This window comes from Paenibacillus sp. S02 (assembly GCF_019454065.1).
Lineage (GTDB): Bacteria > Bacillota > Bacilli > Paenibacillales > Paenibacillaceae > Paenibacillus > Paenibacillus polymyxa_B.
The window spans coordinates 3,194,268-3,218,809 of sequence record NZ_CP073682.1 but is presented as its reverse complement, the minus strand read 5'-3'; the positions used below and the strand labels follow the sequence as shown (position 1 = coordinate 3,218,809).

At 42.7% G+C, this 24,542-nt stretch carries 23 protein-coding genes and 1 pseudogene; 19 read left to right on the top strand and 5 right to left on the bottom strand.

Features of this window, described 5'->3' with window-relative positions:
- Nucleotides 1-12: 12 nt before the first annotated feature.
- Nucleotides 13-930, bottom strand: a complete 918-nt coding sequence (locus KAI36_RS14130; RefSeq protein ID WP_220025203.1) for an AEC family transporter — start codon at nt 928-930, stop codon at nt 13-15.
- 250 nt (nt 931-1,180) lie between these two features.
- Here KAI36_RS14130 and KAI36_RS14125 point away from each other — a divergent pair, with 250 nt between their 5' ends.
- Both KAI36_RS14125 and KAI36_RS14120 read left to right on the top strand, forming a co-directional pair.
- Nucleotides 1,181-2,182 carry a copper amine oxidase N-terminal domain-containing protein gene (locus KAI36_RS14125; RefSeq protein ID WP_220025202.1) on the top strand — a complete coding sequence of 334 codons (1,002 nt, stop codon included), beginning with the start codon at nt 1,181-1,183 and terminating at the stop codon, nt 2,180-2,182.
- 207 nt (nt 2,183-2,389) lie between these two features.
- The gene (locus KAI36_RS14120) at nt 2,390-3,178 is read left to right on the top strand and encodes an SDR family oxidoreductase (RefSeq protein ID WP_220025201.1); all 789 of its coding nucleotides are present in this window, start codon (nt 2,390-2,392) and stop codon (nt 3,176-3,178) included.
- A 94-nt stretch (nt 3,179-3,272) separates the two neighbouring features.
- On the opposite strand, the gene KAI36_RS14115 is transcribed toward KAI36_RS14120, so the two are convergent.
- Nucleotides 3,273-4,001 (bottom strand): DsbA family oxidoreductase, encoded by a 729-nt coding sequence (locus KAI36_RS14115; RefSeq protein ID WP_220025200.1) that lies wholly within the window; start codon nt 3,999-4,001, stop codon nt 3,273-3,275.
- Nucleotides 4,002-4,213: 212 nt separating this feature from the next.
- Between KAI36_RS14115 and KAI36_RS14110 the strand changes: the two genes are divergently transcribed.
- The 11 genes from KAI36_RS14110 to KAI36_RS14060 all read left to right on the top strand — a co-directional run bounded on the left by KAI36_RS14110 (nt 4,214) and on the right by KAI36_RS14060 (nt 16,318).
- Nucleotides 4,214-5,242 carry a LacI family DNA-binding transcriptional regulator gene (locus tag KAI36_RS14110; RefSeq protein WP_104494587.1) on the top strand — a complete coding sequence of 343 codons (1,029 nt, stop codon included), beginning with the start codon at nt 4,214-4,216 and terminating at the stop codon, nt 5,240-5,242.
- Nucleotides 5,235-6,113: a ribokinase gene (rbsK, locus tag KAI36_RS14105; protein WP_023988929.1), complete on the top strand. Its 879-nt coding sequence runs from the start codon at nt 5,235-5,237 to the stop codon at nt 6,111-6,113. The genes KAI36_RS14110 and rbsK overlap by 8 nt, the downstream gene beginning before the upstream one ends.
- Nucleotide 6,114: 1 nt before the next feature.
- A complete protein-coding gene (gene rbsD / locus KAI36_RS14100) occupies nt 6,115-6,549 on the top strand; it encodes a D-ribose pyranase (RefSeq protein ID WP_209942462.1) in 435 nt (144 codons plus the stop codon).
- 30 nt (nt 6,550-6,579) lie between these two features.
- The gene (locus KAI36_RS14095) at nt 6,580-8,061 is read left to right on the top strand and encodes a sugar ABC transporter ATP-binding protein (RefSeq protein WP_220025199.1); all 1,482 of its coding nucleotides are present in this window, start codon (nt 6,580-6,582) and stop codon (nt 8,059-8,061) included.
- 1 nt (nt 8,062) lies between these two features.
- Nucleotides 8,063-9,031, top strand: coding sequence for an ABC transporter permease subunit (locus KAI36_RS14090; RefSeq protein WP_013310465.1), 969 nt, complete (start codon nt 8,063-8,065; stop codon nt 9,029-9,031).
- A 34-nt stretch (nt 9,032-9,065) separates the two neighbouring features.
- Complete coding sequence (gene rbsB / locus KAI36_RS14085) at nt 9,066-9,986, top strand: ribose ABC transporter substrate-binding protein RbsB (RefSeq protein WP_220025198.1); 921 nt, start codon at nt 9,066-9,068, stop codon at nt 9,984-9,986.
- 220 nt (nt 9,987-10,206) lie between these two features.
- Nucleotides 10,207-11,214 (top strand): ABC transporter substrate-binding protein, encoded by a 1,008-nt coding sequence (locus KAI36_RS14080; RefSeq protein WP_220025197.1) that lies wholly within the window; start codon nt 10,207-10,209, stop codon nt 11,212-11,214.
- A gap of 32 nt (nt 11,215-11,246) precedes the next feature.
- Nucleotides 11,247-12,962 carry an ABC transporter ATP-binding protein gene (locus KAI36_RS14075; protein WP_220025196.1) on the top strand — a complete coding sequence of 572 codons (1,716 nt, stop codon included), beginning with the start codon at nt 11,247-11,249 and terminating at the stop codon, nt 12,960-12,962.
- A gap of 56 nt (nt 12,963-13,018) precedes the next feature.
- Nucleotides 13,019-13,981 (top strand): ABC transporter substrate-binding protein, encoded by a 963-nt coding sequence (locus KAI36_RS14070; protein ID WP_220028130.1) that lies wholly within the window; start codon nt 13,019-13,021, stop codon nt 13,979-13,981.
- Nucleotides 13,982-14,205: 224 nt separating this feature from the next.
- On the top strand, nt 14,206-15,270 hold the full coding sequence (locus KAI36_RS14065; RefSeq protein ID WP_025720646.1) for a FecCD family ABC transporter permease: 1,065 nt from the start codon (nt 14,206-14,208) through the stop codon (nt 15,268-15,270).
- A 1-nt stretch (nt 15,271) separates the two neighbouring features.
- Nucleotides 15,272-16,318: a FecCD family ABC transporter permease gene (locus KAI36_RS14060; RefSeq protein ID WP_053325571.1), complete on the top strand. Its 1,047-nt coding sequence runs from the start codon at nt 15,272-15,274 to the stop codon at nt 16,316-16,318.
- Between the two features lie 117 nt (nt 16,319-16,435).
- On the opposite strand, the gene KAI36_RS14055 is transcribed toward KAI36_RS14060, so the two are convergent.
- The 3 genes from KAI36_RS14055 to aiiA form a co-directional block, all read right to left on the bottom strand.
- The gene (locus KAI36_RS14055) at nt 16,436-16,603 is read right to left on the bottom strand and encodes a hypothetical protein (protein ID WP_007432475.1); all 168 of its coding nucleotides are present in this window, start codon (nt 16,601-16,603) and stop codon (nt 16,436-16,438) included.
- 775 nt (nt 16,604-17,378) lie between these two features.
- On the bottom strand, nt 17,379-17,513 hold the full coding sequence (locus KAI36_RS27300) for a hypothetical protein (RefSeq protein WP_258382170.1): 135 nt from the start codon (nt 17,511-17,513) through the stop codon (nt 17,379-17,381).
- 70 nt (nt 17,514-17,583) lie between these two features.
- A complete protein-coding gene (aiiA, locus tag KAI36_RS14050; protein WP_220025195.1) occupies nt 17,584-18,327 on the bottom strand; it encodes a quorum-quenching N-acyl homoserine lactonase AiiA in 744 nt (247 codons plus the stop codon).
- Between the two features lie 233 nt (nt 18,328-18,560).
- Here aiiA and KAI36_RS14045 point away from each other — a divergent pair, with 233 nt between their 5' ends.
- The 6 genes and pseudogenes from KAI36_RS14045 to KAI36_RS14020 all read left to right on the top strand — a co-directional run bounded on the left by KAI36_RS14045 (nt 18,561) and on the right by KAI36_RS14020 (nt 24,350).
- A complete protein-coding gene (locus KAI36_RS14045; protein WP_220025194.1) occupies nt 18,561-18,812 on the top strand; it encodes a hypothetical protein in 252 nt (83 codons plus the stop codon).
- 408 nt (nt 18,813-19,220) lie between these two features.
- The gene (locus KAI36_RS14040; protein ID WP_220025193.1) at nt 19,221-20,177 is read left to right on the top strand and encodes a tyrosine-type recombinase/integrase; all 957 of its coding nucleotides are present in this window, start codon (nt 19,221-19,223) and stop codon (nt 20,175-20,177) included.
- Between the two features lie 456 nt (nt 20,178-20,633).
- A complete protein-coding gene (locus tag KAI36_RS14035) occupies nt 20,634-21,635 on the top strand; it encodes an ROK family protein (protein WP_220025192.1) in 1,002 nt (333 codons plus the stop codon).
- Nucleotides 21,636-21,671: 36 nt separating this feature from the next.
- A pseudogene (locus tag KAI36_RS14030) lies at nt 21,672-22,049 on the top strand (MFS transporter); the annotation flags it as partial.
- 531 nt (nt 22,050-22,580) lie between these two features.
- Nucleotides 22,581-23,387 carry an HAD-IIB family hydrolase gene (locus KAI36_RS14025; RefSeq protein WP_220025191.1) on the top strand — a complete coding sequence of 269 codons (807 nt, stop codon included), beginning with the start codon at nt 22,581-22,583 and terminating at the stop codon, nt 23,385-23,387.
- A gap of 60 nt (nt 23,388-23,447) precedes the next feature.
- Nucleotides 23,448-24,350: an ROK family protein gene (locus KAI36_RS14020; RefSeq protein WP_220025190.1), complete on the top strand. Its 903-nt coding sequence runs from the start codon at nt 23,448-23,450 to the stop codon at nt 24,348-24,350.
- Nucleotides 24,351-24,542: the final 192 nt, after the last annotated feature.

The window sequence follows — 24,542 nt, the reverse complement described above, 5'->3', positions numbered from 1 at the left end:
TTATCATACACCTCAAACAAGATGCCGGGATACTGAAATTAACAGTGTCATCGTAATGACATTCACAATCGTAGAAAGTAATACTGTTTGTGCGGCAAAATCGGGTTCATTTTTATATTCTTCCGCCAAAATACTTGTATTAACGCCGGTAGGCATACCCGATGCAATGAGCAAGGCTTGAGCGGGAATCCCCTTAAGACCCAGCAGCAAGACGAGCATAAAACCGACCATTGGACCAACAATCAGGCGTAATACCATACTGATGTAGACGGCTGTCCGGCGCAAACGAAAGGGATATTGCACAATTTGTGCTCCCAAAGTAAGCAGAGCCACGGCAACCATCGACTGACTAATATAATTCAAAGGTTCAGCCAGTAAATTAGGCAATGGACTATGCAGCAGATTTAGGAGCAAACCTAGCGCAAGCGCATAGGGAACAGGCATTTTAAAAAAATTAATTAATATTTTTCGAGTATTGGCCTTGCCGTTTTGCACAACAAAAGTGCCGTATGTAAATGTGACAAAGCTTTGAAAGGTCATAATCAGAGCTTGAACGGAAATGGCCAACGGGTCACCTTTGAACACCAACTGATTGATTGGCAGACCATAATTCCCTGAATTATCTAGCATTACACTATTTGTAAAAGCTCCACGCAATCCGGGGCTGTATTTCAGAGATCTGGCGACGGTAGTGCTGATTACGTACAGAATAGCTATGTACAAGGCATAAAAAAGTGAAACCTCACCCATGAGCATTAAAGAAATTTCTGAGTTATAAAGACCCGTAAACACAACTGCGGGGGTAATATAGTAAAAATTGATTTTAGCTAAGGTATACAAATCCAGTCGAAAATAATATTGCATGATACAACCAAAACCGATAAGTACAAAAATAGGTAAAACAACGTCCAAAAGAATGGTGCCGAACATGTCTGTTTCATCTTCTTTCTATTATGCGAATGTAAAGGCTGATTCTTAAAAATGCATGTGTAATTCTCATTATACTGTGTAAATAGGTTAGGCGTATAATAAAATTTTATAGTGGTTTTGGTAATCTGGACTGCAGCTATATTGGTGTCTCACACATTAGATAAGAAAAGATAAAAAATCAGCTTAGAGAAGCCGTTAATACATCTAGGGACATTTGAGCCTGGTCTTTACTATAAGGAGGAATCGCATCATGAGAAACACTTGGACAGCCTTACTAGCGTGTATACTGGTCTTGGGATTGGCAGCGGGAACCGCTGAAGCCAAGCAGGGACGCGGAAATGATCAGGAGAACAAACAGGAAGCAAAGACGTCTGTTAAAGACGGGAATGAAAAGAGCGGGGAAGAGCTAATCAATCCCCATGACTCAGACAATGATCAGTCCAAAAAACAAAAGGACAAAACATCCCGGAAAAAGGATGAAAACAGTAAAAAAGACAAACACGCAGAAATCAGAAAAACCGAACCTGTTGCAGTAACAGATGATACATACGAGGAGTCCAAAGACCATAATGGTCACAAGGGACGCAACGGTTACAAGGGTCTGCTTCACGCGGTAGAAAATACGAAGGATAAGCCGGCAGGAGCGGTTATTGCGAACCTGCTGCTTACGAAATACCCGGACCGTTTGACTCCGGAGCAGGTTGCTGAACTTGAATTGATCCGGAATTCTGGTAAAGCACTGACTGAGGCAGCTGAGCTACTGGCTGAAAACGGAAATGTGACTGATGCCGTTTACATGCAGAAGGAGGCGGTACTGGCTAATGTGTCCGATCTGGACAGCTACAAAAAGCTGGGTGAATTCTCGAAGAAGGCCGGACGGCCGTCGGGTATGAAGCTGTTCGTGAATGGTGAAGAATACGATGCCAAACCGATTAACCGCAATGGGACCACACTTATTCCGTTTAGAACGGCTTCCGAAGCTTTGGATGCAAAGGTTTCCTGGAATCCGAAAGAAAAGGCTGTTACTGTCACCCGTAACGGCGTGTCCGTCAAATTATTTGTTAACAGTCCGAAAGCATATATTAACGGTCAGCCGTATTCTATCGAGCAGCCAGCATCCATAGTGGATGGGACGACAATGGTACCTGTAAGGGTAATCGGAGAGGCCTTGGGGACAAATGTTAAATGGGAGCCTGAGAGCCAGTCCGTTGTTGTATACGAGCAGCCAACAACACCTGCATCAACATCATAACGTGCTGTAAACAAACAAAATTTTTAAAATAAAAAGGGCCCCTGACTAAATGTCAGGCCTTTTTGTTTTACCTTGCAATTAATGATTTCGTATTCTTTTTAATGGTGAGAAGATAGATAGCCTTCATGATACTACCAAGCTATTCGCATTATGTGCTGGTCATGTGTACAATTAAATAGAGAACGCTGAGAAAAGGGAGTGTCATAGATGGATTTAGGATTAACGGGAAAAACAGCCTTTGTTGCAGGTTCCAGTAAAGGACTCGGCAAGGCAAGCGCACGGGAGCTGGCACGTGAGGGTGCGAATGTCGTCATTTCAGGACGGAACGAAGCAGAGCTTCAGCGGACGCAGGCGGAATTACTGGAAACAGCGAGTGGCCGCGTTGAATATGTAGTTTGCGATGTAACAAAACCAGAACATATCTCCCAGGCTATCCGCCGTACAGCTGATTTGTTTGGCACCGTTGATATTCTGGTTAACAATGCGGGTGGGCCTCCTGCCGGTACCTTTGATGATTTTACAGATGAAGTGTGGATGCACGCCTTTGAACAAAATTTACTTAGTCATATCCGGTTGATCCGTGAGGTGTTACCATATATGAAAAAACAACAAAGCGGTAGGATTTTAAATATTGCTTCTTCCTCAGTCAAGCAGCCAATTCCGGGGTTAATCATTTCAAATACGCTGCGTACTGGAGTTGCTGGATTGGCAAAAACATTGTCTCTGGAATTAGCTCCTCATAATATTCTGGTACATACTGTAGCACCGGGGAGAATTGCAACTGATCGCGTGCGTAGCTTGGACGAGCATCGAGCTGAGAAAACCCAGCAAACGACGGATCAGGTTCGCAAACAAGCAGAAGAGGGCATTCCATTGGGACGGTATGGAGAGCCTGAAGAGTTCGGTAAAGTTGTTGCTTTTCTGGCGTCTTCAGCTTCATCCTATTTGACAGGGAGTACCATCCTTGTGGATGGCGGAATGATTAAATCGTTATAAAATAAAGATGCGTGCCAGCCTCAGGTTTAATTGGGTGCTGGCACGCTTTTTTTAAATTTATTTAGGAAGTAGAAAATCTTCATTCACGGACTGTTCAGCCCTCACGGCCTGGAAGCTCACAACCCTCATCGGTACATAAACCACCTGCATCTTGTTTGGACGAGCTGCCGCTTATCATAGTGAAAGGTGAGCGTTCATCCCATGCTTTTTGAAGCGCATCATGAAATACTTCCTCCGGCTGGGCACCAGAAACAGCAAATTTTCGATCAAATACAAAGAATGGCACACCCTGAACACCCAACTCAGCGCCTTCGGCTTCATCAGCTCTAACTTCGTCGGTAAAACGGTCACTGGCTAATATAGCAGCCGCTTCCATTTGATCCAAACCAACTTCAGTAGCCAGCGCTACTAGCACTTCATGATCCCCTGTATGCTTGCCTTCGATGAAAACAGCTTGGAATAAACGCTCGCTCAGCTCCAGCATTTTGCCTTGTGTTTGAGCCCAAAGTGTTAAGCGGTGAGCATCAAGAGAGTTCGTCGGCACCATGGCATGAATATTATAATCAAGACCCGCAGAGCGTGCGTTTTCGTTCATTCGATCATTCATAGCCTGAGCCTCTTGCAGACTGACCCCATATTTAGCTGATAGTTCTTCATTGATCGTTTTACCACTATCTCTCACAGCATCCGGGTTCAATTCAAAACTCTTGAATGTCAATTGCACCTCATTGCGATGTGGGAATTGCTGTAATACTTGCTCCAAACGGCGTTTGCCGATATAACAGAATGGACACATATAATCAGACCAAACTTCGATATTCATCAGGAAAAAGCCTCCATGTATACGTATTTTATTGAGTAACCGGGAGTGGTGCTCCCCCCTTTAGAATGTGTATAAAGGTGGAACTTCATTAGTTACAATAAGAATTATAAAGCTAAAGCATTCAACGTGCAAATAATTAATGCTTGTCAAAAAATTAATGCTGTGATATTTTATATGTGTAACCGGTTACACATTGGAGTTGAACCTACACTATGACAACAATTAAAGAAGTCGCCAGCTTTGCAGGTGTTTCCGTAGCGACTGTATCCAGAGTTATTAATGAAACTGGATATGTACATGAGGATACACGGCGAAAGGTAGAGGCTGCTGTGAAGCAGTTAAATTACAAGCCTAATGAAGTTGCACGTTCTTTGTATAAAAAGAAATCCAGATTAATCGGCCTGCTGCTGCCGGATATTACGAACCCTTACTTTCCCTTGTTAGCTCGTGGGGTGGAGGATCGAATGCAGGAAAATGATTTTCGGATTATTTTCGGTAATAGTGATGAAGATCGCCAAAAAGAATTGGATTACATGGATACTTTTGTTCAAAATAATGTCGTTGGTGTTATTTCTTCTACCAATGATCCCAATGCCGATTGTTACGCCAAACTGAAGATCCCGGTCGTTTTTCTCGATCGAACTTCCAGTGACAGCCTCTCCGTATATGCGGATGGAGCCCATGGCGGTTGCTTGGCTGCTCAAGAAATGGTTGCCCGCGGCAGCAAACAAATTACAGTCATGCAGGGCCCTGCACATATTCGTCCAGCACAAGACCGTTTTCGCGGGGCGGTTGAAGAGCTTCAGCAATCCGGAATTGCTTACCATGTGGTCGAGACAACTTCCTTTTCGTTCAAGGAGGCCGAGTCGTGGGCCAAAGAGCTGTTTAGCAAGTACCCGGATACGGACGGAGTTATCGCAAGTAACGATATCGTGGCTACAGCAGTGATGCATGAGGCACATAGATTAGGAAAGAAAATCCCGGATGATGTTCAAATTATCGGGTTTGATGATATACCATTAAGTAGTTTGTTATTCCCGCCTTTGTCAACGATCCGACAACCTGCTTATGAAATGGGCTGGGAAGCAGCAGGGCTACTCATTCAGTTGATTGAGCAGTCGCAAGTAACGAATTCAAGCGTACCTAATCTTCATTCGAAAGTACTTACCTATTCAAGCATACAATTGCCCGTCAAATTTATAGAACGGGAAACGACGAGAAAGGTGGATTATGATGGCTAAAATTTCGATTATCGGAAGCAGTTCTATGGATCTCGTAGTTACTTCGTCCAAACGTCCCGGTGCTGGTGAAACGGTATTGGGTGAAAGCTTTACAACCGTACCTGGAGGTAAAGGAGCCAATCAGGCAGTAGCCGCAGCCCGACTCGGAGCGGACGTTACGATGATTGGACGTGTAGGGGATGACCATTTTGGAGAACAGATTTTACGTAATTTTGAAGAAAACCATGTTTATACTGGCTATGTGAAACCGGTTACACATATGGAAAGCGGCACAGCGCATATTGTACTAGCTGAAGGTGATAACAGTATTGTCGTGGTAAAAGCAGCAAATAATGAAGTGACACCTGCCTATGTGGAAGAAGCGCTTGACGTCATTCGAAGTTCGGATATTGTGCTAATTCAACAGGAAATACCGTCGGAAACGGTTGTTTATGTAAGCGAAATTTGTGCGAAGTACCAGGTACCATTGTTGCTGAATCCAGCTCCGGCTCGCGAGGTGGATGACAGCGTAATTGCGAATGCGACCTACATTACGCCTAATGAGCATGAAGCTGCCATTATGTTTAAGGATATGAGCCTTCAAGAGGCGCTGCGCAAATATCCCAACAAGCTGTTTGTGACTGAGGGCAGCAACGGTGTACGGTTCTTCGACGGAGAACAGGAAGTCGTGGTTCCTACTTATAAAGTAGAAGCCGTTGATACAACAGGTGCAGGAGATACGTTTAACGCTGCTTTTGCAGTGGCATTGGCTGAAGGAAATTCGCTGGCAGACAGTGTGAAATTTGCTAATCGTGCTGCGTCATTGTCTGTTACCAAATTTGGAGCCCAAGGTGGAATGCCAACCCGTCGTGAAGTGGAGGAGCAAATATAATATGAAGAAACATGGAATCCTAAACAGTCATATATCCAAAATACTGTCGGATCTCGGCCACACAGACTATATTGTCGTGGCTGATGCCGGCTTACCTGTTCCTGAAGGCGTTACAAAAATTGATTTGGCCCTTAAATTGGGTGTTCCATCCTTTCAGGACGTCGTTGATGTCATTGCAGCAGATATGGTGATCGAAAAAGTAACGCTGGCCGAAGAAATCAAACAAGAAAATGAACAAGCATTACAGTATATTATGCGCACCTTTGCAGGGGAGCAATTAGAACAGCCACAGCTTAATAAGCAGGCAGCCGTCATTGAGTTTTGCCCTCATGAACAATTCAAGGAGCTGACCCGGTATGCGAAGGCGGTCATTCGTACAGGAGAGGCTAAGCCGTTTGCCAATTGTATTTTGCAGGCAGGAGTTCATTTTGGATAAATCAATGTTGAATAAAAAGGAGGGTACAGCATGCAGATTCAAATGAAAGGAATTCACAAAGCCTTTGGAACCAATCAGGTACTGAGTGGTGTTGACTTTGATCTTCGTGAAGGAGAAGTACATGCCCTCATGGGTGAAAATGGTGCAGGCAAATCAACGCTGATGAATATTTTAATCGGACTGCATCGGCGAGATGAGGGAACGATCATCATTGACGGTCAGGAAACCTATTTTGCCGACCCCAAAGAAGCGGAGCAAAAAGGAATTGCTTTTATTCACCAAGAACTGAATGTGTGGCCGGAGATGACCGTGCTGGAAAATCTATTTATCGGCAAGGAAATGACATCCAAGTGGGGCTTACTAGACAGCTCCAAAATGAAAGCGCTAGCAAATGAACAATTCAGCAAGCTTTCGGTAAATCTTCCATTGAACGGTGAAGCAGGCGATTGTTCAGTGGGTCAACAGCAGATGATTGAAATTGCCAAAGCACTCATGACGGATGCTAAAGTTATCGTGATGGATGAGCCGACAGCCGCCTTAACCGAACGGGAAATTCAGAAGCTGTTCGAGGTTATTACTTCCTTGAAAAAAGATGGTGTTTCGATTGTGTATATTTCACATCGGATGGAGGAGATATTCGCGATCTGTGATCGGATTACCATCATGCGTGACGGGAAAACGGTGGATACTCAGGCGATTCCCGATACGAATTTTGATGAAGTTGTACGGAAAATGGTAGGTAGAGAGCTGACTGAACGCTATCCGGTAAGAACGCCAGCTTTGGGAGAAGTGGTGCTGGAGGTCAAAAATGCTTCGCATAAAGGGTTATTTGAAAATGTGAATTTTACTGTACGATCTGGGGAAATTGTAGGTTTTTCAGGTTTGATGGGCTCGGGACGGACCGAGATCATGCGGGCGTTATTTGGATTGGATGCTTTGGATCGTGGTGAGATTCATGTACGTGGAAAAAAAGTATCTATTCGTAAGCCGGATGATGCGGTGAAACTAGGGATAGGCTTCATTACAGAAGACCGAAAAGATGAGGGCTTGGTGCTGGATTTTTCCATCCGGGAAAATATGGTGCTGCCGAATTTGTTCAGCTTTACTTCAAAAGGATTTATTTCAGGTAAAAAAGAGCTAGATTTTGTTAACACTTTAATTAAGCGCTTACAAATTAAAACCCAATCGGGCGAAACAACGGTTCGCAGTTTGTCAGGTGGTAATCAGCAAAAGGTGGTTATTGCTAAATGGGTAGGTATTGGTCCAAATGTGCTCATTCTTGACGAACCGACGAGAGGTGTGGATGTGGGAGCCAAGCGGGAAATCTACCAGTTGATGAACGAACTGACCGAACGTGGAGTCGCGATTATCATGGTATCCTCGGAACTCCCTGAGGTACTCGGCATGAGCGATCGTATTGTCGTGGTACACGAGGGAAAAATCAGCGGAGAGCTGAGCAGGGAAGAAGCTACACAAGAAAATATTATGACGCTAGCTACAGGAGGACAGTAATATGACAACTATGAATGAATCAAAAAGCAGCAAAGGCTTTCAAATGTCACAAATCACACAGAAGCTTGGCCCATTGTTGGGACTCATTATTTTGGTAATTATCGTATCGGTTTTAAATCCCAGCTTTTTGGAACCGCTTAATATTTTGAATTTATTGCGCCAGGTATCCATTAATGCGTTAATTGCGTTCGGTATGACCTTCGTTATTCTTACAGGCGGAATTGATTTGTCAGTCGGCTCCATATTAGCACTATCCAGTGCGTTTGTCGCAAATATGATGCTGGCTGGGTTCGATCCTATTTTGGCGATTATCATCGGTTGTGCATTGGGTGGCGTGATGGGGATGGTCAACGGCTTGATGATTACGAAAGGTAAAATGGCTCCGTTCATCGCTACACTAGCAACCATGACCATTTTCAGAGGATTAACACTCGTTTATACCAACGGTAACCCTATTACAGGACTCGGAGACAGTCTGGTATTTCAATTGTTCGGTCGTGGCTATCAGTTCGGTATTCCGGTTCCAGCGATTACGATGCTCATTACCTTTGCTGTTCTGTGGATCATTTTGCATAAAACACCATTCGGACGTAAAACGTATGCCATTGGTGGTAACGAGAAGGCTTCGATTGTATCTGGTATTAAAGTACCGCGTGTAAAAATTTGGATTTACTCTCTGGCTGGAATGCTTTCCGCATTGGCGGGAGCTATCTTGACCTCACGATTGAACTCGGCGCAACCGACAGCAGGTACTTCTTATGAATTGGACGCCATTGCGGCTGTTGTATTAGGTGGAACAAGCCTCTCAGGAGGACGCGGACGAATCGTAGGTACGTTAATTGGTGTGCTTATCATTGGCACACTAAACAACGGCTTGAACTTGCTGGGGGTTAACTCTTTTTATCAAATGGTAGTAAAAGGGATAGTCATCGCTATTGCTGTATTGATTGACCGTAAAAAATCCGCATAATACACCTAATCTGCGTAGAAGGAGACACATAAATATGAAAAAGCTTACATTAATCATGACTGCCTTGCTGCTCCTGCTCATGACAGGGTGTTCTTTGGAGCCGCCCGAATGGGCGAAACCTAAAGCGGCCGCGAACCTGAAGGACATTAAAATCGGATTGTCGATCTCAACGCTGAACAATCCATTCTTCGTCTCTCTCAAAGATGGAGTTGTGGCAGAGGCCAAAAAACAAGGATTGCAGGTCATTGTTGTGGATGCACAAAATGATTCGGCGAAACAAAGTAATGACGTGGATGATCTGATTCAACAGGGAGTAAACGCGTTACTCATTAATCCGACAGATTCGTCGGCCATCTCCACTGTGGTACAATCAGCGAATGCATTGAACATTCCGGTTATTACACTGGATCGTTCTGCTGACAAAGGAGACGTAAAAGCACTCGTCGCTTCAGACAACGTAGAGGGAGGACGAATGGCTGCCAGATATGTGATTGATCAAGTTGGAAAAGGTGCCAAAGTGATTGAGCTGGAAGGTGTTCCAGGAGCATCCGCTACCCGTGAACGTGGGAAAGGCTTCCATGAAGTAGCAGATAAGGATCTGAAAGTCATAGCCAATCAATCGGCCGATTTTGATCGGACCAAAGGTTTGAATGTGATGGAAAATCTGCTGCAAGGCAACCCGGACGTTCAGGCTGTATTTGCCCACAATGATGAAATGGCATTGGGTGCCATCGAAGCAATCCAAAGCTCAGGTAAGAACATTCCAGTCATCGGTTTTGACGGTAACGAGGATGCGCTTAAATCAATTAAGGAAGGGAAACTGACAGCTACCGTAGCTCAGCAACCCGAGCTTATTGGACAATTGGCGGTGCAAGCAGCCAAGGATGTACTTCAAGGTAAAACCGTGAAAACATCAATTCCCGCTAAGCTGGAGTTAGTGGATCAATCCAAATAAAACGGGCGCTTGACCCAACCTATTAAGCTTCTCGGACTGATGCTGTAATGCGCATCAGTCCTTTTTTTGACTATTCTACGATGACGATACATACCACATAAATGGAAGTTTTTAATTTTTGTATTGTAAGAAGAGACGGTAAAAGATAGAATAACAATTATATGATAATGAGAATCACTATCATATTATGAATTGTATATATCTAAGGAGGACGTATATTGTGCAACAAAGGTACAGATTAAAATGGGAATCCACGCTTTGTCTTGTGGTTCTTTTGATGATTGTATTGAGCGCATGTGGAAACGCAGCTAGCAACAACCAGACAAACGACAAGACCAGCACTAATGATTCTTCCGGGCAATCCAAAACGGTTGTCATGCGCGAATATACTGATGCTACTGGCAATAAGATCAGTATCCCTGCAAATCCACAGCGAGTTGTCACGACACAATATTTGGATGCTATGCTGGCCTTGGGAGTTAAGCCTGCAGGTGCTGCTTCCCATTTGTTGGAAGGCGACTATTTAAAAGGTAAGATTGACGGAGTTGCGGATATTGGGAACCCGACAAATGTAGAAAAGGTACTGGAGCTACAACCGGACCTGATCATCACAACAGAATATACAACGCCCGAAGTGAAGGAGCAGCTGGAGAAAATTGCTCCAACCGTAGTCGTTTCGTTTGGAGAAGGCGATGTATTTGAGCAACTGCGGAATGTCGCAGGCGTGCTGGGTAAGGACAAGGAAGCCGAGCAGTGGATCGCTAGTTTCAACAAAAAGGGTGAAGAAGGTCGAAAGAAGCTGGCTGGAAAATTCAAAAAAGATGAAACGGTTACGATTTATATGGCCTACGATAAGAATGTGTTAAGGGTATACGGAGCGCGGAATGTAGGACATGTTATTTACCGTTCACTGGAATTGAATCCTCCTGAGTACATAAGGCAGAAGTTGGAGAAGGACCCGAAGTTTAACTTTGTATACGATAGCATTTCAATGGAAAAGTTACCTGAACTGTCAGGAGACCGTATTATTATGCTGGTTTATGATGAAGCGACTAAGGACGGAATGCTTAAGCAAATTGAGCAAAGTGCACTGTGGAGAAATCTCCCGGCTGTCAAGAACCACAAAGTGTATTTCATCAAAGCTGACCCGTGGTTTACCTACTCACCGCTTGCTATTGACAAATCGTTGGATGAAGCCGTTACCATGCTTTCCGTCGATCCTAAATAATTACTCGAAATTAGAAAGGAGAAGTCATGACCATGCTTAGACGATTTTTTGAATACTACCGTCCTTACCGGACTTTGTTCATCATTGATTTCTCTTGTGCCTTGCTGGCTGCACTGCTGGAGTTGGCTTTTCCGCTTGCAGTCAACCGGGTGGTCGATGATTTGCTGCCCAGCGGGAACTGGAAATGGATTTTATATGCCTGCCTAGCTCTACTCGGTATTTATGTCATAAGTGCTGCGCTGAATTACGTGGTTACCTATTGGGGGCACAAGCTGGGTATTAACATCGAATCGGATATGCGTAAAAAGCTGTTTGATCGGGTACAAAAGCAATCTTTTCGCTTTTTTGACAATAACAAAACAGGGCATCTTGTTTCACGTATGACCAACGATCTGATGGATATTGGGGAAATTGCCCACCACGGCCCCGAAGATTTGTTCATCGCGTTGATGACACTGGGGGGAGCCTTTGGTATTATGCTCGGTATAAACTGGAAGCTGGCTGTACTGACTTTCATCATTGTACCCCTCATGATTTACTTGTCTCTTTATTTCAGCCGTAAAATGTCTGCTGCTTTCCATCGTATGTTTTCTGATATTGCGGATTATAACGCTCGTATTGAAAATAATGTCAGCGGGATTCGCGTTGTTCAAGCGTTCTCCAACGAAGCACATGAAATGGAACGTTTTGCTGAAAATAATGGGCGTTTCCGTAAAACGAAGCTGATCGCGTACCGGATTATGGCCTGGAATTCCTCGATTAGTTTTATACTAATGAAGCTGGTTTCATTGTTTGTGCTTGTGTGTGGAACATGGTTTGTTATCGAAGGACAGATGACCTACGGGGAATTTATCGCATTTGTGATGCTGTCTAATGTATTCCTGGGGCCGATTAAACAAATTAATTCTGTCATCGAAACGTATCCGAAAGGGATTGCTGGCTTCCGACGGTATCTGGATTTGCTGGAAAGTGAATCGGATGTAGAAAATCTGCCAGGGGCCAAGACCGTTAACCATCTTAATGGAGATATTCAATTTGCAGGTGTAACGTTTGGTTACGAGAACAAAGACAAGGTATTACGCAAAGTGGACCTATCTATCCATGCAGGAGAAACCGTAGCACTTGTGGGTCCTTCAGGAGCAGGTAAAACGACACTTTGCAGTTTGTTGCCTCGCTTCTACGATGTCGAGGAAGGCAGCATTACCATTGATGGGATGGATATCCGTGAAATGAAGCTGGAATCGCTGCGATCCATGATTGGAATTGTTCAGCAGGATGTATTCCTCTTTGATGGAACGATTCGTGAAAATATCGCTTATGGTAAGCTCGATGCTTCGGAAGAAGAAATCTGGGATGCTGCTCGTCGAGCTCAGATTGAAGACCTTGTTCGCTCATATCCGGATGGTCTGGATACAATGATCGGTGAGCGAGGTGTGAAGCTGTCAGGTGGTCAAAAGCAACGTTTGTCAATTGCCCGGATGTTCCTTAAAAATCCGCCAATTCTCATTTTAGATGAAGCAACATCAGCATTGGATACAGAGACAGAAGCCGCGATTCAGCAGGCGCTGACAGAGCTATCCCAAGGCCGTACGACACTCGTTATCGCGCATCGTTTGGCAACGATCAAAAATGCTGACCGCATTATCGTAGTTGCAGATCAAGGGATTGCCGAGCAAGGCAGACATGAAGAGTTATTGGCAGTAAAAGGGGCATATAGCCGCCTGCACCAAGCTCAATATGGAACGTAAGTAGGCCGATATGACACCGTAAATAGAGAGAGGAATGAACGGGTTTGACAAAGAAAATGTGGATTGTGATGATGCTTCTGTCAGTCATTTTAGCTCTTACCGCCTGTGGTGGAAACGTAAAGCAACCGGATGAAAAGCAGAATCAAACTTCTAGCGAACAAAAGTCAGAGGAAACGAAAACAGTCAAAACGATTCATGGAGATATTAAAATACCAGTTCACCCTCAGCGGATTGTAGTAGATATGTACCAGAATGATTTATTAGCACTAGGAATTAAACCTGTGGGAAGCGTTAAATATTATCTGGATAATCCGTTTTCGAAGGAGCTTGTGCAGGGCATTGCAAGCATTGGAGACCGCGGCAGCGTATCCATTGAAAAAGTATTGGCTCTGGAGCCTGACTTGATTCTGATTGGTTCCAAAGATGCTTCTGAATATGAAAAATACAGTAAAATTGCTCCGACCATCGTGATTCCTTATGGAACGTACAAGAATGTGCATGAGGAACTGACAGCTTTTGGTGAGCTGCTTGGAAAAGAACAGGAAGCCAAAACATGGCTTGCTCAATACGATCAGCGGATGCAGGCTGCACGTGACAAGCTAAAGGGAATTGTTCAGCCTGGAGATACTTTCACCGTAATGGAAGCTTCGGAAAAAGAATACTATGTATATGGTGATAATTTTGGCAGAGGAGGACAGGCGGTATACAGAGGACTGAATTTGACACCTCCACCGCTTGTCCAAAAAGAATTATTAGGTGAGACTCAATGGAAATCGGTGTCAAAAGAAGTCATTAATCAATATACCGGCTCTTATATCTTTCTGACGGTTAACAAGAATTTGAGCAGTTACGAAGGAGACAGCATATGGAAATCACTGAATGCGGTCCGGCAAGGTAAGGTTTTTGAGCTCCAGGAGGATCGATATTGGTACTTTGATCCCATTGCTATTGTAGGGCAAGCTGAAGAAATCGCAGATATGATCGTCCAGCGGAATAAAGAGAACGCCGCACAGAAGTAGTCGCTTCGGTGTTGTTGGCAGCCCTTTGGTATTTATGCCGAAGGGCTTTATTTTTTCACAATAGGGCAGAGCATTAGGCATTCCTCGAAATTTGCTATTGAAGCCGTTGCCACATTAATTTACAATAGTAAAGATTGCATGATAATAATTCTCATTATCAACATCATCTTCAACACAGTTCGTGATAGCTACATACTATTCAACAGTAAGGGTGAACAATAGTTATGAAATTATCAGAATCATCGGATAGCCCCGCTCAAAGTAATCATAACCAGTCGCCGACTCAATTCCACTCGCGACCATGGGCAGCTTCGCTTATCCTGACAGCTGGGCTTGGACTTTTAGCGTTCGGTATCGCGCTATCCCTATCTTTTGGTGCAGCCTCTATTAGGCTGGAAGAGGTATGGAACGCCGTTTTTCATTTTAAACCCGAGTTGCAAAACCATCAAATTATTTGGGAAATCCGTCTACCTCGGATTCTGGGTGGGGTTTTAATCGGAGTTTGCTTTGCTGTAGCAGGTGCAATTATGCAAGGAATGACTCGAAATCCACTTGCTGACTCGGGCTTGCTTGGACTGAACTCGGGAGCCAGCTTGGCGATGGCGATTTGCTTCGCCCTTTTTCCCGGATCTTCCTTTTTACAGTTAATGTTGTATTCCTTTGTTGGTGCAGCTCTGGCTGTTGTGATGGTATATGGTACAAGCTCCATCTCCAAATCAGGTCTTACGCCAGTTCGTCTTGTATTGGCGGGCGCAGCTGTCACGGCATTGCTGTCCGCCTTAGGAGATGCGATCAGTTTGTACTTTAATGTTGGACAGGATTTAGCCTTTTGGTATGCCGGAGGGCTTAGTGGAACCAAGTGGGTTCAGCTCGGTATAGTTTTGCCTTGGGTTGTGGCAGCTTTTATCGGCGCTCTCATGTTGTCGCGCTCTATTACACTGCTTAGTCTGGGAGACGAAATTGCGTTGAGTCTTGGTCAGCGAACTGGGGTGGTAAAGGTAGTCGGGATGATTCTTGTTCTGATTCTGGCGGGTGCAGCAGTGTCGTTGGTTGGTTCTATAGGTTTCGTGGGATTAATTATTCCCCATATAACCCGCAAGCTGGTTGGCGTCGATTATCGCTGGATTATTCCATGCTCGGCCATTATGGGAGCTTTACTCATTGTGTTTGCCGATCTGGCAGCCCGTATGATTAACGCACCTGAGGAAACGCCGGTGGGCGTACTTATTGCCTTAATTGGGGTTCCGTTCTTCCTTTATCTGGCACGTAAAGAAAGGAGGGCACTGTAAGATGAATAACGTTACGAATGGGGCTATTGCCAAAGCTAGTCATCGTAAAAAAATCCATGATTGGATGGTTGTAATTATTCTGCTCGTATTGCTCATTGCTGCGTTCACCATAAGCGCGAATACGGGAACCATCCGGCTTTCGCCAATGGAGCTATTTAGAACCTTGTTTGGACAAGGGACTCCACAGCAGGAATTAATCCTATTTGAATTCCGATTGCCACGAATGGTTATTTCCCTTCTTATCGGTGCAGGTCTTGCTGTTTCTGGCTGCATCATGCAGGGGGTTTCGCGTAACGGTCTAGCGGACCCTGGTATTCTGGGGATTAATGCGGGCGCCGGGCTGATGGTTATGCTGTTTGTATTGCTTTTTCCATCTATGCAAACTACGAATTCATTGTTTTTACTTCCCGCTCTTGCGCTGATTGGATCAGGAGCAGCTGCTATTCTGATCTACGCGCTTTCTTACAAGAAAGGCGAAGGAATTTCCCCGACAAGGCTACTGCTGAGCGGAATTGGCGTAGCGGCGGGTATCAGTGCTGCGATGATCATTATGACTCTTAAACTGACACCTGAAAGCTACACGTTTGTAGCTAATTGGTTAGCAGGAAGCATCTGGGGCTCAAACTGGAAATTCGTAATGGCTCTGTTGCCTTGGCTGATTGTATTGCTTCCTTTCGCATACTACAAAGCAAATGTGATGAATGTGCTTAATCTGGGAGATCAGACGGCATCGGGGTTGGGTACACCTATCGAAAAGGAACGTATTCTCCTTCTCGCTGCTGCGGTTGGATTGGCCAGTTCTAGTGTTTCGGTTAGTGGTGGTATCGGCTTTGTCGGTTTGGTGGCTCCACATTTGGCGAGAAAGCTGGTGGGTCCGAAGCATAAAATGCTGCTGGTAACCTGTGCTTTAGTCGGAGCACTCCTGGTACTTGTAGCGGATACGATCACACGATCCTTACCTTTACAGAAAGAAATTCCGACAGGTTTGATTGTAGCCATCATTGGTGCGCCATACTTCTTATATCTGCTGAGTCGCTCCAAAGGGTAACATCACGAAAGGGTACCATCTGTCAATTAAAGGCTACACACAACAAATAACCTTCAACACCACTAAGGCAGTGGGGCTGAAGGTTATTTTTTTCATTTGATTTAGCAGCCTTTCATCTCAACGGGAAGTATTCAAGGCATGAGAGGTTTGATGCAGCTCTCTGATCATTTTATGCAACGTGTAATTTTCCTGACGTGTCACGCCGTGTTGATTTTCCTGAACCAGCAACTGATGGATGTTTCGTTTTAGAATTTCACTTCGACGTTCCAGCATTTCGGTACTCATAAATAAATAAACACTCCCTTTGTCATGAATAAACCTACATTTTTGAAATGAGCATAGGCTGAATAGAAGGTTGCCTTTCGACTTCTTTAAGTATATCGTGCTGGATGATCAAGGGAAAACGGAGCGAGACTGCAAATTACTTTTTCTCATCATCCATGCCGTGTCGACAGCGACTCACCCCATGAGTTCTTAGATATACTTCCTGATGCTGGCGATAACAGGGGATTAGGCGTAATTAACTTCATATATATAATTTGACTAGCTCATGTTTTTTGATATAAACGGATTTAGTGTATTAATCCATTTAAAATATTTGTCCGTAAGGAGCGTATTGGATATTGCTCAGGCTGTCCTGAACAAGCAGGGGCTTAATAGGGAGTTAATACAAAGGATCAATTGTGTATTTGCAGGAAATCAATTTGTGCGCTTAAAAGTTAGCTAGGTTTCTAAAGATCAGCATTTACATACAGAATTTATAGATGAACCCGACCGGTTAAAGCGAATGTATATGGAATCACTTATCAGTTTGCTGAAAGCTATAGAGGGGGGCAACTAGAACTGCAAAGGTGTATTCAATGCAATCATTGGTTTATTCCATATCAGCGAGCTCAGTTAACCAAATTTTGCAGTTCTAAATGTCGGAGTCATTACAACTACCTAATGAAAAGAAAAGAATAAGAGGCTATAACATTTTGGAAGTGAGGAGATACAATAATGATTATTTAAAAATCAAATGAAGAAATTGAGATCATGAGGGGAGCTGGCCGAATTACGACTATTCTACCAGTCCGCACCACTTGCCTTTGAGGCTGAACTTTTCAAGTCGTGTGTTGTACGCCGTAGACGTATACTGGAAGCCATGATCCGAATGAAGCACGGCTCCAGATACGTCTATTTTGTGTGCATTCATAATACCTATTTCTCCACGACCCCGGACCGAAAAGATCCGGAGTGGTGGAGAAATAGCTGCTTTACCATCATTATTTGTATTGTGGATATACCGGCTGAACGGCTACCTGCTCAGGATCATGACCGAAGAACAACAGATTCGGCTTAACCTCCTGCACAATCTGCTGAATGCGGGCGATTGACTGGCGTGCCTGTTCACGGTTAAAGCCGTCAAATGGCACGTCGTTTGCGTAATTCTCCTGCGTGTAGGCAACATCAATCGTCAGCATGACCGGACCCGATTCCTTTGTTGTGACCAGCGCGGACTGATGACCCGAAGTATAGAACAGCTGCAAACCTGGAACCAGCTCATGATCCCCTTGAAGCAGTCGGTAATTCAAGTCCGCCTGCACGCATTCCGGTGGCGCATACTCCAGGTTACCGATCGCAGCGTCTGCTTCGGTGTGCTGCACATAAATCGGTGTATTCGGAAAATGCGGATTACCTCCAGCATGATCCATATGCATATGAGAGATTACGATGGCATAGATATCGTCCGGTTGATAGCCGATCCGATCCAGTACAGCCACGATACTATCATCGGCTGACATATGGGGAATGAAGCGCCCTTCAAACGGTGTACTTTTAAAATAATTTGGATTGTCGATAAACGAATCCGGCATACCAGTATCAATGAGAATCGGACCGTGATCTGTCTCCAGCAGATACGACCAGATTTGCAGGCGCACCAGTTCACCGGGCTGTGCATGATGGTTGAGTGAGGAGCGGTCAATATCAAGCTGACCGATCGGTAACCAGTACAATTTGTTAATCATACAATCATCCTCCAATCTTAGTTTACATAATAATTATTATGTAGTTATTAATCAGGGTTTCGGCTGACAGAAAGTGATGTTTGTATTTTCGTTTGTAAGATCCGGGTGCTGGAGCCTCATGCTGTCGTTGTAATCTCACTCCTTCGAAAATTAATTTTTAATAGTTTAAATGATAAGGCATGTAGGCGTCCAGCAGAAATTTGCCGTCAGGCAGGCCAGTTCATGCTTTTCCTGTGAACAAGACTGTTTCTACGCTCTGCTCGAAATTTGACCAGAAGCTGGATCACACGGTCATCATCTCGAAAATCGGTGAAATTCTTGGTGATCCACTGCTGCTAGTGGGTGAAAATTACAATCAGCTAACAGGCTATCATATGGAGATGGTGCACGCGCCGGAGGGTGATCTGGATAGCGAGCTGGAAACTGCACATGATATTCATGTTTTGGCCCCTATGGCGATTTTGACTGCTACCGATCGAAAGTAGCGCTCCCAGCTTGCTGATGAAGTAGAGAAGTGGTGCCGCATGCAAGACTATTGGCTATTTAGTTTTGTTTTGGATATGAATGAATTACATTAGGTGAACTTTTCTTGAGCGTGTTTTAATTCGTCTACATTGTGGGATCGACCCCCTCTGACCCTATGCCACCCCGTTAAGTGCTTTGAAATGTCTGCTTGAAGGCGATACCAGGCTGGACAAGAGGGGAGCGCTTTATTTATACTTAGAAAGGGCTAAAAAAACAGCGTATAATATAAATTATACGCTGTTTAGGTTTAAAACGACTTTTAGAATCTCTCCTGCATAAGATGTCGATTGGATTGTCGATAAAAATCAGACGAAAATGATCGTTTTACAGTATATTTCGGAATATGAACTGAATTGGAGGCGAACGGGATGAAAAAAGAGTTGCGACATGTGGAGCTCGATACAACTGAAGAAACTGATGAAATATATAATGAGGAGCTGGAAGCTTTTTTGATCTGGATGAAGGATGCGGGATATACGATACATACGCAAAAAAATTATATGGGGGATGTAAAGCAATTTTTACGTACGTTGCGTGAAAAACCACTCGATCAGGTGAAGAAGATTCATGTTATGTCGTATTTGTCTAAAGCGCGGGAGGGAGGCGCCGGAGATAGTACGCGGAACCGGAAGCATGCAGCGGTGAACAGTTTTTTTAAAGCGCTACAGGAATTTGAGTTATGCAGTACAAATCCGGCAGCTGGAATTAAAAAAGCAAAAACTGAAAAGAATCGTATGCCCGTCTATCTGGATGAAAAGGATATTCATCCGTTTTTGCTCGCGGTGGAGGGGAAATATGCAAATCGTAATATGGCTATTTTTCTGCTGATGGTCTATATGGGATTGCGGGTGGGGGAGGTTCATTCATTGAATGTCTCGGATTACAGCCGAGAAAGACGTACCTTAGATGTGTTCGGTAAAGGACGTAAGTGGCGTACTCTCCCGGTACCGGAAGCCGTATGTGATTTTGTAGAGCATGCGTTGGAGGAAAGATTGACGCCGTGGAGAGGTAAAGAGGATGCGATGTTCGTATCCCAGAAAGGCCGCCGTCTGGCAGTGCGCACCATTCAACAGATCGCTACAGAAACGTTCGAACGATTCCAGCAAGATAAGAGTATAGAACGTAGGGAGGCTTATTCTAGCCATAAGCTGAGACATACATTTGCGACAATGCTATTACGTAAGGGAGCAGATCTGCGTACCGTACAGGAGCTACTGGGGCATTCATCCATTCAGACAACCACAGTATATACACATGTCACTGATCGGGAAAAGGAAAAAGCAATGGATAAGCTGGATATTCAGATACCAATATCAGGATTGTAAGTATAGCATGAAATTTGAGATTATATGAAAATTAAGTTTACATAATTATTATTATGTAAACTTAATGGACAGAATTACATCCTGACTTGAAAATCACATCAACGGCTTTAGGTCATTACAATCATGAACGTAGTATTCTTTTTCATAGTGTTAGTTTTGTTTTTGATTGATTTGCTCCAACCTGATACTGATTAGCTGCCATCCAATCATTTTGCGCATACGATTCAATTTTGGTTCTTCAACAGCATTCTTCAATAGATTAGCCTCCTTATTTTAGCGATCATCTTATGTTAAGCATGAGAACAATTCAAGATAAGCTGGAAAGCAATAGTGTATTAAAAGTTAGTACGATATTGCCTTGACAAAGGTAATATTTTGCTGCAAAATTAGTAAAACAACTTTATAAAAATGGTTTATAAAGTTGTTTTATGATTTTATAAAAAGAAGGTGTTATGTATGGAAAAAGCTAATACAAATTTAATTAAAGAAATAAATCTGAACCTGGTTCGCAAAGTATTGAAACAGATTAGTAAGACAACAAAACCTCAACTAGCCGCATTGACTGATTTAAGTGTGGTAACTATCAATACCCTTATGCAGGAATTGCTTAATAATGGAGAGATCTTTGAAGATGAAATCGTTCCTTCAAACGGAGGCAGGCATGCGTTAACCTATCGTTTTAATTATGAGTATAGTCTAGCACTGATTATACATATTAATGAAAAACAAGGGACAGATGTAGTGTGTACTACGGTAGTTAATTTAAATGAGGATGCTCTGATGAAAGAAGAGCATCCCTTTCAAATTTTTAATGCTTCACAATTTTATTCCACGATTCAAGACATCATTTCTCTCTATCCTTCCATTAAAGTTATTGGAATAGGAATCCCGGGACAATCTGTAAATGGAGAAATTACAGTCAGCAGTCATGAAAGATTAAATGGAATTCGGTTGGCAGAGGATGTTCAAAGCAAATTTGGTTTGCCGGTTATTGTGGAGAATGACGTAAATGCCGCTGTATGTGGTTACGTCTATAGAGAACAAATAGATGAAGATCAATGTGTACTGGCTATTTATTTTCCTGAGAATTCTCCACCAGGAATGGGGATTTATTTGCGAAATGGGGTTTTAAAAGGCAAACATGGATTGGCTGGTGAAATCAAATTCCTTCCGTCGATAGTTTGGGATGAGAGCAAGGGAACGGAAGTTTTCTTCAATAGTATATGTGAAATTATTCAAATATTACAATCTGTATTTGATCCTGATCGAATTGTGATCTATAGAGAGAATATAGAAGAAGTGTCTTTCTTTCATTTTTTAGAATCCTACAAATCTAAGCATAAGATGCCTTTGTACCCTGAGGTTATTCTCTCAGATTTATTTTATGATGATTTTAAAACAGGGTTGAGAGGGTTAACTCTAAAAGAATTGGAACGTCCAATCATTGTCTTTAAATAATGTATATATGTGTAGTGAAGAGAGGGAGAAAAATGATGGCAACGTGTTGCCGCGATACAAAATCCCATAACCGAAATCCAATCAGACTACTCACAGAGAGATCACAATACTGTACAAGTTAAGAACATCCCCAAAAAAAAGCTAATTCGAATGAAAGGAGTTAAGAACACGCTTATTGCTTTTTTGTTTTATTGTGGTGTGGAAGCCATGGTGGGCTTATGGGGAGCCAGCTATTTGGTAGGGGCCAGAAACATTACAGCCGAAACTGCAGCTGGCTGGATATCCTTATACTACGGTGGAATTACGATAGGCAGGCTTATTACGGGGTTCGTAACTTTAAAAATAAATAATCGTATGTTAATTCTGGCTGGCCAACTTACTGCAATTACAGGAGGACTCATTTTGTTGCTTCCTTTTTATGCTGTTCAGTTCAGAACAAGTGAATCGTACATTGAAAAAGAGAACTTTGAACGGTTAACCCAAGATTATATCTTAAATCATAAACATCCATGACAAAAATGTGCTTTTCTATAAATTATCACTTGACCTGAAACGCGTTTCATCAGCTAAAGTAAACGTGTAACCTAAAAGAGAAAGCGAGGGCACTCTATGATCTCACTGATTTTACTTTGCTCAGTTATATGGGGTGGTACTTATTGGTGCTTAGCATTATCCGGGCAGCCTAAGGAAGTAAAACCTTACCGCTCCATCGATGATTTTTTTGAATAACTTTGTATGTCTACTTAATAAAGAAACTTTTTTTACTCACTTTATTAATATGTTTAATTAAATGGTTTAATAAGTGTACAGGGTATGTAATGCACCTATTAAATGAATGTTTGAAGATTTTAATAGAGATTTTGATGTTGATCCATGGAAAGAAAATGAAAATCCATAAATTAAACTTGACTAATAAAGATCTTTAATTTTAAGGGGGATTTATATATGTTTAAACTGGTAGTAAGTGATCTGGATGGTACTTTTCTGAATAATAGTAGCACTTTCGATGTAGAATTATTTAATCAGGTGTATGGAGAAATGCAAGAAAATAATATTTCCTTTGTAGCCTGTACAGGCAAGCAGTGTGAAAGAGTAGAAGAATTATTTGGCGAGCACGGAAAAGGGATCTGGATCTTAGGGGACAGTGCTACGCGGATTAAAAAGGATGGAGTCGTCGTCAAAGAGTTTACGATTGAACGCAATTTAGCATTACAAGCGATAAGAGATATCGAAAGTTTTTCCAATGATTTCATTATCATAGCATGTACAACGGAAGCAGCATTTGTTCATTCTCATATTCAAGACGAATACTATAAAATTGTGAAAGGCTCGTATAAAGAAGTGATTAAGATTGATTCATTTGATCAAATCAACAGTAGCTTTCTTAAAATAACTGTATATGATCCAGCTGGAAGAAGTTCCTTATTAAGAAAACATGTTGAAAACACTCTAATGGATCAAATTTATATCGTTGATTCTGAAGCAAATTGGCTGGATATTACAGCACTTCATACCCATAAAGGGGAGACGGTAAGAAAGCTCCAAGAGATATTGGGGGTTACTGAGGATGAGACCCTGTCTTTTGGAGATGGTGAAAATGATGTGGAACTTATGAGTATAGCAAAATATAGTTTTGCTATGAAAAACGCATGTGAGAATACTAAAAATGCAGCCAGTTTTATCACTAAATCCAACGAAGAAAACGGTGTCTTATTAACGATAAAAAAAATGATGGATTTACAAAAACAATAATATTAATTATCGTAATGGAGAGAAGACCCCAAATTGCCTCATGAAAGGACTATACGTAGCATGAAAAATAAAATACTGGTTTTTGATATTGGTGGCTCTTTTATTAAATTTAGTTTGTATTTTCAAGGTGAATTTATGTGCAAGGGGAAAGTTAAAACTCCATTGGACTCACTTGAGAATCTGCTTGTAGCTTTGAAGCAAATTCATAATCAGTTTATGGATGAATGTGAAGGTATAGCCGTCAGCATGCCAGGTATTGTGAATTCGGAAAGCGGTCACATGGTGCATGGCGGTTCATTAAGATATATAAATGATATAAATATGCTTGACGTTTTTAAGAAAGCGTTTCACAAGCCTGTAGCGATTGAAAATGATGGAAAGTGTGCTGCTCTTGGAGAAGCATGGCGTGGTTCATTACAAGAGATTACCGATGGTGTCGTTCTGGTCGTTGGAACAGGGATGGGCGGTGGAATCATCTCTCAAGGTAAATTGCTGAAGGGCCATCATTTATCAGCTGGAGAGTTCTCCTTCATTAGAACGAACAACGAAAATGCAGACAATGATGATTATCTGCTTGGTATGCAAGGGAGTAGTTTTGTTTTAACTAAAACCGTTGCGAAAGCCAAAGACCTTCCTGCAGATTCTATGACAGGTGAAAAGATATTCAAGTTCATTGAAGAAGGTGATGGCACGGTCCAAACGATTTTTCGAGAATACTGTAGGAACATCGCAACACAAATCATTAATTTGCAATCCATACTTGATCCTGAAAAGTTTGTAATTGGGGGAGGCATATCTGAAAATCCTTTACTGGTTATTACCATTAGGGAAGAGCTAGAAAAGCTTTATAAGGATTCTTTCTATAATTTTGTGCGTGCTGATATTGAACAAAGTAGATTAGGCAATGAAGCGAATTTGCAAGGTGCTATATATAACTACAAACAATCCTATCATCTTGAATGATAACTAAAGTTATATTTCGATGAGTGCGGGATTGAGTATTACAAACAAATAAAATAACAACAAAAGAGCGTGCCTTAACTTTGGACACGCCTTTTTTGCATTACAGATGTTTGATATAGGAGCTTTATATAATGAAGCTGGATTGAAGGTTAGAAGCCGAGTTTTACATGAACTTTGGATGTCTGATTTATC